General features: G+C 49.4%; 10 protein-coding genes. 2 read left to right on the top strand and 8 right to left on the bottom strand.

Features of this window, described 5'->3' with window-relative positions; all coding sequences use genetic code 11:
* Positions 1-133: 133 nt before the first annotated feature.
* From qrcD to cmoA, 8 genes are all read right to left on the bottom strand, one after another.
* Entirely contained in the window at positions 134-1,390 is a 1,257-nt protein-coding gene (gene qrcD, locus AB7U36_RS09835; protein ID WP_428159606.1) for a menaquinone reductase integral membrane subunit QrcD, read from the bottom strand.
* A 31-nt stretch (positions 1,391-1,421) separates the two neighbouring features.
* A complete protein-coding gene (gene qrcC / locus AB7U36_RS09830) occupies positions 1,422-2,279 on the bottom strand; it encodes a menaquinone reductase iron-sulfur cluster-binding subunit QrcC (protein ID WP_428159605.1) in 858 nt (285 codons plus the stop codon).
* Between the two features lie 31 nt (positions 2,280-2,310).
* Complete coding sequence (gene qrcB, locus AB7U36_RS09825) at positions 2,311-4,431, bottom strand: menaquinone reductase molybdopterin-binding-like subunit QrcB (protein WP_428159604.1); 2,121 nt, start codon at positions 4,429-4,431, stop codon at positions 2,311-2,313.
* Between the two features lie 44 nt (positions 4,432-4,475).
* A complete protein-coding gene (gene qrcA / locus AB7U36_RS09820; protein ID WP_428159603.1) occupies positions 4,476-5,147 on the bottom strand; it encodes a menaquinone reductase multiheme cytochrome c subunit QrcA in 672 nt (223 codons plus the stop codon).
* A gap of 204 nt (positions 5,148-5,351) precedes the next feature.
* On the bottom strand, positions 5,352-8,258 hold the full coding sequence (locus tag AB7U36_RS09815; protein ID WP_428159602.1) for a DEAD/DEAH box helicase: 2,907 nt from the start codon (positions 8,256-8,258) through the stop codon (positions 5,352-5,354).
* Between the two features lie 46 nt (positions 8,259-8,304).
* The gene (gene rocF / locus AB7U36_RS09810; RefSeq protein ID WP_428159601.1) at positions 8,305-9,201 is read right to left on the bottom strand and encodes an arginase; all 897 of its coding nucleotides are present in this window, start codon (positions 9,199-9,201) and stop codon (positions 8,305-8,307) included.
* A 23-nt stretch (positions 9,202-9,224) separates the two neighbouring features.
* Positions 9,225-10,193 (bottom strand): tRNA 5-methoxyuridine(34)/uridine 5-oxyacetic acid(34) synthase CmoB, encoded by a 969-nt coding sequence (cmoB, locus tag AB7U36_RS09805; protein WP_428159600.1) that lies wholly within the window; start codon positions 10,191-10,193, stop codon positions 9,225-9,227.
* Positions 10,194-10,919 carry a carboxy-S-adenosyl-L-methionine synthase CmoA gene (gene cmoA, locus AB7U36_RS09800; protein ID WP_428159599.1) on the bottom strand — a complete coding sequence of 242 codons (726 nt, stop codon included), beginning with the start codon at positions 10,917-10,919 and terminating at the stop codon, positions 10,194-10,196.
* 196 nt (positions 10,920-11,115) lie between these two features.
* On the opposite strand from cmoA, the gene AB7U36_RS09795 reads away from it, so the two are divergent.
* Positions 11,116-11,328, top strand: coding sequence for a hypothetical protein (locus AB7U36_RS09795; protein WP_428159598.1), 213 nt, complete (start codon positions 11,116-11,118; stop codon positions 11,326-11,328).
* 10 nt (positions 11,329-11,338) lie between these two features.
* Entirely contained in the window at positions 11,339-11,554 is a 216-nt protein-coding gene (locus tag AB7U36_RS09790) for a hypothetical protein (RefSeq protein ID WP_428159597.1), read from the top strand.
* Positions 11,555-11,587 lie beyond the last annotated feature (33 nt).

Raw genomic sequence — 11,587 nt, 5'->3', positions numbered from 1 at the left:
GCTGCTTTAAGAAAACAATAGGTCATGCCTGCCCCTAAAATGGAAATGGCATACCAGAACCCACCGAAAAAAATTGCATGGCCGATGTCCCAGGCCCATTCAAAACAAAAGGGAAACATTAAAACCTCCTTTATCAGTTTTGAGCTGCCGCGTCGGCAGATTTGTTAAGTTCCAGTTCCTGGGGGAATACCGGCAGGTACCGGTATGCGACGGCAATCAGGATAATTCCGTAGGCAACAGGCAAAATGGTCGTCGCCACTTCCTGCCAGCTGGGAATGTACAATGCCCAGGTGTCAAAGGACATCACAGGCACGGCCATGATCTGAAGCACCATCACCCACCGGTTCAGGCAAACACCAATGACGCCCAGAATTATGGCAATGGTGCGGGTGGTAGGATTTTCCCGGGTTCGTTTATTAATCAGGAGCAGTCCAGGCACAACACCGCACACAATCACTTCGGTAATCAGAATCCAGTAACCGTAGAACCCGTTGTTGCTGTAAAAATGGCTCAGTTTGAATCCCATGGAAGGCGCGGTTACCCAAGCCCAGTAAATGGTATCAATGATCTTGGCAATAATATAGGTGGTGATCATCCATCCGGAAATTTTTGCCAGCAGATTGACGGTTTTATCTCCCACCAGTTTTTTACCTGTGATTATTTCCGTGATCTTGGTCACCAGCAGGGTGAAACAGGGGCCAAATGCTGCGGCAGACCAGGTAAACAGGAAAAAGGTCCAGGGCCAGATCAACAGGCCCTCACGATAGGCAAAGGGACGGCCAAACATAACGCCGGCCACACCGCCCAGAGACCCCTGGTGGAAAAAACTTAAAAACGCGCCGGTGGCGGCAAAGACTGCCATCACCCCGTGCATGTTGTGGGCCAGGTGGTGAAAAAACGGCACCTTGTAGACCTGGCGGTTTTCCAGGATATTGGGAATAAACTCAATGGTCAGCACGGCAAAGTAGCAGGATAGACAAAAGGCCACTTCTGTGAGCATTGAATGCACATTGGCATGCCAGAAAATAAACCAGCCGCGCAACGGCTGCCCAATATCAATGGCCAGGATCAGCAGCGCGGAACTGTAGCAGATAAAACCAATGATCACGGCAAAGTTGATGATATTTTTCAGCTCATCAACCTTGAAAATGTATTTCAAAAGACCTGTGAAAAAAGCACCGCCGCCAACCGCAATGACGGCAAGATCTGCCCAGATCCACAGGGCGAATCCGTAGTAGTCGTTCATGTTGGTCTGATTCAAACCTTTGAACCAGCACAAAAACATAGCGAAAACGCCCCAGAGCAAAACAGCACCCACGATGACGATCCCAATCATGAATGTCAGGAATCCACAGCGCTTGGCGCCTTCGGGTATTAATGCATCATCCATATCTAATTACTCCTAAATAGTTTTATGCAAGTTAACCATGGGATGAAGACGCCCCATGATGGGTTTTAACATTTTCCCACTCACCTTTAAGGTAGTTGTCCCCTGCCTTTCTGACCCATTCCCGATCAGACATGTAATACACCTTGGTGTTGGTGCCAAGACGTTCAAGCAGCCTGAAAACTTTCGGATTTCTGGATTTGCCCACAACCTTGTGGTTCATGGGGTCAGGATGGGGATCAGGTTTAACAATCTGATGGACCTTGTGGGCCGGATTGTTCAGATCCCCAAATACAATGGCGCCTGCCGGACACGCTGTGGTGCATGCGGTCTGGTACTCCATTTCTTCTATTTCACGGTCTTCGACAATGGCCTGCTCCCGGGCCAGCTGATATCTGTGGTAGCAAAAGGAGCATTTCTCAACCACCCCGCGCATACGCGGGGACACATTGGGGCTTAAGTATTTTTCCATACCCTCGGGCCATTTGGGATCCCACCAGTTAAAGTATCTGGCGTGGTACGGGCATGCCCCCATGCAGTACCGGCAGCCAAAGCAGCGGGTATAGATCTGGCTGACAATCCCTGTATCATAACCATAGTCGGTTGCAGTGGCAGGGCATACGGATACGCAGGGAGAATGGCCATGGTCACCGATTCCGCCGCAGTGCTGGCAGGGACGGGGCAGATAAACGATTTGCGTTTCAGGAAAGGATTTTCCATTGGTCAGTTTGTACACCCGCATCCAGGTGATGCTGTCCTTTTTGTTGGATTCATCCTCCTTAAACGGAACGTTATTCTCGGACATGCACGAGACCATACAGGCACCGCATCCCGTGCATTTGTCCAGATCAACAACCATTCCGAACTTATGGGCTTTTTTATTTTCTATCATCAGAACCTCTTAAAAAGATTTCGTAAACAGTTTACGCCTTGGAAAGGGTAGCTTTAACTCCAAAAGCAGCATCCAGTCCTGAACCAGGCTCGATGACCGGGCCGATCAGATCATTGACATTGACACCTTTACCGGCCACATAAGGATTGTTGAAGGCATGTCCAAGCCCCCTTGGCATACCGATCACGCCGGGCATAATACCTTCATTAAGGCCGATTTTCACCTTTGCTGTACCCATGGCGGTTTTAAGAACAGCAACATCACCGTCTTTCAAGCCCCCTGCAGTGGCCGGGTTGATTTCAACAACACTGTATTTTCCTGAAAGGACCTTGTCGGAAACGGTTTTAACAGCAAAGGGAGAAGATGCCATTGAACCGCCGGCAAGCCGCATCTTATCAACAGGCACCAGGGTGTAATCGCCTTCTCCCAGGATCTCAGCAGCTTTGGAACCGGAAGCAAGGAAGGAAAAATCCGTTGCAGGGGTACCCACAGGCGGCTTGTCGTCAATAACAACATACCCTTCGCCGGACAGGGTATCCCAAATCTTTTCAGCCACTTCCCCAAGGCAGGCATCATAGGATTCCCAGGCAAAACTTTGTGCAATGCTGTGGCCCATGGCCCGGGCAAGAAGGATCAGTGCATCACCAGGATGCTTGGTGTCAAATACGGGCTTAACCATGGGCCGGCACAGACCCACGACTCTTTTGGCAAGACCTGCGCCGGAAACAACATCTTCGAGGCGTTCAAGGAAGATGGATGCCGGCAGAATCACATCAGATCTAAGCGCGGTTTCATCCATGAAAGAACTGAAGCTGACCTTGAATCCAACCTTGTCCATGGCAGTCTTGACTTTTTCAGGGTTGTTCAAGGCGTAGCAGGGATTTGCATTGTAAATAAACAGGGCTGAAAGGCCACCGTTCTTTTCAAGCGTGTCAACCAGTTCATTAACGGAACCGGCAAGTTTTTCCTTGCCTGCGCCCTTTTCAGCGGCATCATCCATTACATTTTCGGGAAAGTTTAGATAAGCGGCCGGCCCCATGACAAACACACCACCCTCTTTATTCAGGCGGCCTGCCAGTGCGTTAAGGGTTTGGACTGCAGCGAACTCACGAAGGCTTTGACCAACGTCTCCCCTGCCTTTTCCCGGCACGGCCACAGGGGCCTTGGCCTTGATAAATTCCATGGCAAGGGCCTCAATATCCGCGGCCTTAACACCGGTGATAGCTTCCACCTTGGCCGGTGTATACTCTTTTACCACCATGCTAGCGAAAGCGAACTTATTTACGTCCCCGAAAAGCCGACCGGTTGAATCCTGGGTCTTTGTAAGCAAAACCGCACAAAGACCCAATGCCAGGTCTGCTTCTGTGCCGGGTTTCACAGCAATAATTTTATCTGCAGCATTGGCCGTGTTGGACAGTCTGTAATCAACCTGTACAAGTTTGGCCTTGCGTTCACGTCTTTCGGCATTGGCCTGGATACAGGCAACAGGTGAACCCCAGCCTTCAATAAGTGCCGCACCAAAACTTAAAATAAAGTCGGAATGCTCAAGGTCAAACCCAAGGCTTTGATCTGCACGGTGAAGGGCAGCAGCCGTCAGGGCCAGATTGGATTCAAGGCTTGGCATGGTATAGGTATTAGGAGAGCCAAAAGCATCCATAAAGCGTGCAAAAAGCTGAGCCATGGAACCGCTGTCAGCACCAGTGATCAGGCCCAGGGATTCGGGTGCGCCGCTTTCACGGATTTTACCCAAAGTCTGAGCCACAAGTGAGATGGCCTCATCCCAGGAAATCTGTTCAAATTTGTTTCCGTTTTTCTTTAACGGGGTTTTTATTCTGGCAGGATCATAAAGATACTGCAGACCGGAAATGCCGTGGAGACAGGCACCGCCATTGTTGATGGGGTAATCGTCAAGGCCTTCGATCTTAACAGGCCGTCCGTTTATTTTTCTGACGCTGATGCCGCAGGCGCCTGGGCACAGGCTGCATACGGACCGGTCATAGGTTATTCTGCCGTCTTCGGGGACAGGGGTCCAGGGCCAGTTCTGGGTCCAGATGGAAGAATCATCTGTCAGCTTGACACCCACAGGGGAAAGCGCGATGCCGGCTGCCGCGCCAAGTCCCAATCCCAAGAAGCTTCGTCTGTCAATTTTCATAAGTCATCCTTTATAAACTTTGAAATTCTTGTCCTTGAGGTATCTTACTTGTGGCACTGAAAGCAGTAGCCCTTGTGACCCATTTTTTCCAGGTGGCATTGTGCACAGTCATCCATCTTCATCCGATCCCAGGAATTCTTTTTAATTCCCCAGATATTCTTTCCCCAGATATCACGGCTGTAGCCGGTGATTCTGTTTTCTTCATAGGGCCGTGAAGATGAGGACTCACCAATATGACCATGGCAGGTCTTACAGTCCATGCCGTCTGCACTAGTATGGGCGGCATGGGAGAAAAACACACAATCAGGCTGTTTGGCATAAATCAGCCAGGGCACTTCCTTCCCCTCGGCCACATATTCCTCTACAAACACGGCTTCATCGTCGGTCTCTCCCATGGGTTCATCCGTATGGCATTCCATACAGGCGACCAGGCCCGGGATTCCGGAGAAGGTGCCGTCTTCTCTGAGAAAATGGCAGGTTTCACAATCACCTGTTTCTTCGACATGAAGATTGTGGTCGAAATTAAAAGGCTGCTCTCTTTTTGAATAAAGCAATTTTGGAAACAGCAGCCAGCCCGACAGGAAGCATACCAGAAACGCCCCCATAAAAAAGATGACACCAACCCCTAACCCCTTGTCATCTTCTGGACCGTTGTTGGTGCAGTGATGCGCACCACCCCCAGGACCATCGTTTGCTTTGTTTTCTATCTCGTTCATGAAAACTCCATCAATGTTAAAATGTTGATGTTACCATACCCTTGAGGCCCCGGGTAATCCCTAGGCCAATATTTTTCGCAGAACAGCATTTGCCATGCCAATTTTCTGCAATACGTCCGGAAAACACAAATCGCTCAATCTATATTAATATATGTTTTTCTTGTCAAGCTTAATTGGGAAAGCCCACAGGGCAAACGCAAATTACTATTTCCAGTCCACGGGGATGCGGACATGGTGACCGGCCTTATTTTTAAAAAGCAAAAAACCATTATCCCGGCCATACTTGTACAATTCATGGGTGACACGCACATCCTGGGTGCAATAGTCTACAATCAGATCCAGACGGCCTTGTTGCCACCATTCCAGAGCAAGAAGGCCGTCTGCGCTTTTTTCAAGGCCCAGGGTCTGTCCGGCCAAATGATCCAGTGACAGCCGGTACCCCAGACGCTCATGGACTTTTGCCAGAATATCCAGGGTGGGCAGGCTGTGAAAATCAAACCGGCTCAGACCGGACAGCACTTTGTAATCAAACCGGATAATGTTAAACCCGATAATAAGGTCCATCTGCCTGAGCCGTTCCACAAGTTTTTCCATATCCTCCTGGTAATAGAGCAGAAAATCCTTTTCAAGGGAATCGTAGAGCACAGCGCAGGACACCCCCATACGTTCGGCTTTGTGCCATCCGCCAACCTGGTTGGCAGAGCGCCGGGTTTCAATGTCAAGCACAGCATATCTTTGGGGAGATATCAATGCAGGTCTCTTTTCATGTGTCATTTTTTTTAAGACAGCAGCATCCGGGACAACAGGCGGACGCGCGGTTAGTGCAGACGCAAATCCCTCCTGCCCCGTGTTTTGTTCAAGGAGCATCCCAAGAATTTGCGTGGCCGCTTCCTTGTCTATGGGACGGTTTCCTGATCCGCATTTGGGCGAATGTACACAGGCGGGACACCCGGTGTCGCAGGGGCAGTCCCGGATCGCCTCATAGGTTCTTTGCATAAGGGTCACTGCGTTGTCAAAGGCCTGCAAAGTAAGCCCTAAACCACCCGGCACACCGTCGTAGACAAAGACAGCCGCCGTTTCAACCTGGGGATGAAAGGGAATGGATATTCCGCCAAGATCATTTCGGTCGGTCATCACCAGAAGCGGCATCATGCCGATGGCTGCATGTTCTAAAGCGTGAATCCCGCCCATGAAATGCAGATGATCCGCTTCAATGCGCTGCCTGATCCACTCCGGAATCTCAATCCATAGCCCCTGGGTCTCATAGGTCAGTTCCGGCAGATCCAAGGGCACAATGCCAAGGGATTTTTGGCCGGACACGGATTTCATTTCATAGCCTGTAACCTGTTCACGGATTTTCAGTTTGCCGAACCCCACCCGGGTGCCTTTGACCTGACAGGTTCTTTCAACACCTATAATTTCAGTGTTTTTTGAATATCTTGCCCGGGTGTAGTAGCCGACTTTTTCCTTTTTTGCCCGGACCACGCCCTTAAGATGGTCAAAAAGCGTTACCACAAAGGTTTGTCCACGGTGCAGGTAAACCGCGCCTTCATGGGTTTCAAAATAGGATCTGTGCCAGTCGATTTCACCTAAACTTTGCCGGGTGTCCTCCTTGAATATGGGAATAGTATGCCCGGATCCCCTTAAACTGACCTCCCTGTGGGGGCGTTTGCGGGCGGAAAACCAGGTATTCCCGTCCCGGCTTAACAGCAGCCGGCCTTTGCGTCCCAGGGACTGTACCCTTGCTTGCACAACCGGCGGTTTTAACATAGGATCATTGGCATCAAGGCTGAGTTCAGCGGCCGCGCAATCCAGATGGCGGTCAAGGATCTGGGGGTTTTCAGGATTAATCCGGGCGGTTTCCGGGGACATGGTAAAAAAGATGTCCGGGTGGTTCATGAAATACTGATCCAGGGCGTCTTCGTGGGCAATGAAGATCATGGCAGAGTCGTTCCCGTCCCGTCCCACCCGTCCTGCCCGCTGCCAGGTGGACATCATGGTTCCCGGATACCCCACAAGGATGCAAAGATCCAGATTACCGATATCAATGCCAAGCTCAAGGGCCGAAGTTGACACCACGCAAAGCAGTTCGCCGTCGGCTAGTTTTTGTTCAATCTCCCGCCGCTCTTCGGGAAGAAATCCGGCCCTGTATGCACATATCTTATCAGCCATGTTTTTTGCCCGTTGTCCCGCCCATACAGCAATGAGTTCCGTAATTTTTCTGGACTGGGTGTAAACAATGGTGGCAAGATTTCTGTAAACTGCGGCATGGATAAGTGTGATGGCGGTCCGGGCCGCGCCTTCCACTCCCTTCATCAGTAAAATATCTTTTTTCCCGCAGGGGGCGCCTTGTTCATCCACCACCGTCACCGGCAGTCCGGTCAATTCCGAGGCAAGTTGTCCGGGGTTGGCAATGGTGGCTGAACAGAAAATAAAACAGGGGTCAGATCCGTAAAATCTGCAAATCCGCAATAACCTTCGAAACACCCAGGCCATGTTTGAGCCCATGACACCTCGATAGGTGTGCACCTCATCCACCACAATATATTTAAGGTTTCCGAAAAAAGATACCCATAAATGATGATGGGCCAGCATGGCCAGGTGCAGCATCTCAGGATTTGATAACAGGATATTGGGGGGATGGTTGCGGATCTTTGTCTTTTGATACCCTGTGATATCCCCGTCATAGACGCCTGCGGTTAAAGGCTGTGAAAAAACAGCATCAGTTCCGGCCAGCATCTTGTTAACGGTGTCAAGCTGGTCCCGGGCAAGGGCTTTGAGGGGAAACAGGTACAGGGCATGGGCACTTGGGTCAGATATCAGCGCATCCATCACCGGCAAATTGTACACCAGACTTTTGCCCGATGCCGTGGGCGTTGCAATAACCGTATGACATCTGTCAAGGATGAGCGAAATAGCCCGGGCCTGGTGGGTGTACAGATTTTTAATGCCAAGCCCGGCAAGAAGGCGGGACAAGTCATTTTTAAAGCAGGGAAAAATGTTCGGTGATGCCCAGGCTGCGGGTTGGGCATCAAATGTTTTGTGGCTTACAATATCGCCTGCAAATCCCTTAAAGGATTTTAATCGGGTGATATATTCAGCCAGCCCCACGATTAAACAATAACTAAAGCAGACTTAAGGCACATGATCAAAAGCCTTACAGAATGCTTTTTCCCAAGGCGGACAGGATCAGTTCCACCGCAAGTTTGCTTGTTTTATTGGCCACGTCAAGGATGGGATTGATCTCCACCAGGTCCATGGAGCCAAGTTTTCCCGAATCCGCAAGCAGCTCCATGAGCAGATGGGCTTCCCGGTAGGAGATGCCTCCGGGTACAGGGGTGCCGACCCCCGGGGCTTCAACCGGGTCCAGGGCATCCATATCCAAACTGAGGTGAAAGCGTTTCAAGCGGGCAAACTGAACCATGATTTTGGCGGCAATGGCGCTGATACCCTGTTCGTCGATGTCGCGCATGGTGAAAATGGTGATACCGCACGCTTTGATGCGTTTTTTTTCTCCGAGATCCAGATCTCTCTGCCCGATCATGACCACGTTATCCATGGCAATCTTTGCGCCGGGATGCCCTGCATCCACAAGGCATGGATAGCCATCTCCCGTAAGAACGGCCAGGGGCATGCCGTGGATGTTTCCCGACGGTGATGTCCGGGGGGTATTGAAATCGGCATGGGCATCCACCCAGATAAGGCCCACAGGCCCTTTAACCGCCACCGAGGCCACGGTACCAATGGCAATGGCATGGTCACCGCCCAGAAAAATCGGCATACGGCTCTGGTTCATGACCCGGCATCCGGTTTTATAAATATCGTGGCTGATCCGGGTGATTTCTTTGACATACCGGTCTGCCATTCCTTCCATGGCAGGATCGTCATCACGCACAGGGATGGGGATATCACCTTCGTCTTTAACATCATGTCCAAGCCGGCGAAGCCTTGGGATCAATCCCGTATACCTTAACGCGGCAGGACCCATGTCCACGCCACGGAGCATCTGCCCGAAATCCATGGGAACGCCGATAATGCTGATGGGGTTTGCCATATTGAGATCATTTAAAGCCTGAATCAGGCTGTTGCTATAAAAATGGCCCTGACTGGTGCCGGATAACCCTCAACAGTCTTTGACGGATCTTGGGGGTCCAGAAAATCTTCAAGGGATTCCGTTTGAATCCATTGGGTTTTGCGCTGCTCTTCAAAGTTGGTGTCTGTTATATCCACGCATCTGATATCCGAAAATCCGGCCCGGGCAAGCCAGGCTGCCATGACAGACAGGTCAGGGATAAAAAACACATTGCGCATTTTAGCGTACCGGTCAAAGGGAAACAGACAATAATTGTTCTCCCCTTTGATCACCAGATTTTCCACAACCACCCGACCGCCCGGCACAAGGCCGTCATGGATCTGTTTAAGCATCTTTACCGGGGATTTGCGGTGGTACAAAATTCCCATGCACAGCACCAGATCAAAAAAATGATCCATGGCCGGCAGTTCATTGTAGACGGCAGGCAGACAGAATACATTTTTCAGATTCAAATATTTTTGAACCGCACAATACTGGTAATAAAAATAACTTTGGGGTTCAAGACCTAAGGCAAACATGGGCTCTGACGCAGCCATTTTAAACATGTAATATCCATTGCTTGAACCGATATCCAGAATTTTTCTGTTTTTAAGGTTGGGAAGATGGCGCACTATACGTTCCCATTTCATCCAGGACTGCCACTCGGAATCAACAGGAATCCCAAAAAACTCAAAGGGGCCCTTGCGCCAGGGACTCAGATTGACAAGACCGTTGTAAAGCCTGTTCTTTTCATCGGGCAAAATCTGGTCTGCCTGCCCGATGCTGACAGCCCTGGATGACAAATCAACGGTGTGGGGACAAATCCCAGGCAGGTCGTTAACCACGTATTTGAGTTTTTCGAAATTTCCCCTGGCAGAATCAAGAAAGGCCCTTTTTTCTTTGACCAGCTTTTCTAGGGCGTCATACCATTGATCCCATCCCAGGTGGCCAAAATTCTCTAAAAACTGTTCCATTTATTTAATAGCGATCATGGATGTAAAATTAAACCACTTAAGCCAGACGTTGAATGCGGTGAATCCAGCTTTGTGAATACGGTTTTCATGCTCTGTCACGGTCTCGGGAACCAGCACCTGTTCCAGGGCATCCCGCTTCTGACTGATTTCAAGGTCTGTATATCCGTTTTCCCTTTTAAACTGGTAGTAATATTCCTGCTCAAGGGCATTCATTTGTGGATCAAGATGAACGGTTTTTTCTGTGAGCAGCAATATGCCGCCTTTGCAAAGCCCCTTAAAGGCCGATTGAATCAGACAATCCCGCTTTTCAGTATCCAGAAACTGCAACGTCAGGTTGATAACCACCACAGATGCGTTTGAAATCACAATGTTTTCAATGCAGGCACAGACAAGGTCAATACAGCCGTGGCTGTCATGGACGGCAAGCCGTTTTTTAAACCGCTGGATCATGGGCTTGGCACTGTCAACAGCAATCATTTTAAATCCAACACCACCAAAGCAGTCAAGAAGCAGAATTCCCCAATTGCCATGGGAACAGCCCAGATCAAAAATCTGTGTGCCGCTTTGATAAAACTGCCTGGCAATTCTCGCCTGCTGTTTAATTACTTCACCGTATAGCGGTACTGATCTGACCAGCATATCGTCAAATACCCGGGCTACTTTTTCGTTGAACCTGAAAGGTGTAATCGTGGTCAATTTTTCTGCAAATACCCTGTCTTTATTCATAATACCGTCCATTTTAATCCGGGCATCTATACATCATTTACAGGTTTTGTGCAAGCGGTTGGGAAAACCCAAATCCACCGTCTATTTTTCTAAGGCGGGAAACCCGCAACCCAATAAACCGTGATATGAACGAAGCAGTTCCTCATGTATAATAAAGGTAGATCGAATACTTTTAAAATACAAACAGGAACTGCTTATGAAAAATTTTATAGACAGGTTTTCGGGTTTGGTCAAGGGTGTGATGACAGGATTTGACCGTATTGTTTTCAAGGGTTTAATTCTTCCACTGATGTCTGCCTCTGAAGTGATGCACTTCTGCCGAAACAGGGGGATTCTCAACAAAAATTACAAAGACTGGATGTTAGGGCGCATTCCCATTTTCCCGGTTTTAAAAAAGCCTATCTTTTAGTGCAAAAAGCATGATATTTTTTGCTAAGCTGAAACAATCAAAAAAATGGACTGTGCCGATGAAAAAAGCGGAAGATTGCAATACTGTTGATGAAACCTATGCTTGCCAGAAAGAACTGGAAGGAGATCCAAATCGGGCGTATTCCCATTTTCCCGGTCATGCCGCTGGCACTGGATTGTGCGTATTTGCCATCTGTTTCAGGCAGTTCCAACGCCCTGCTTTATAATATGAGCGTAACATAATCATTCTTCCTGCATTC

The sequence above is a fragment of the Desulfobacter sp. genome (assembly GCF_050177295.1).
Note: the sequence above shows the minus strand (reverse complement) of the source record. Positions and strands in the feature narration are given on the sequence as shown.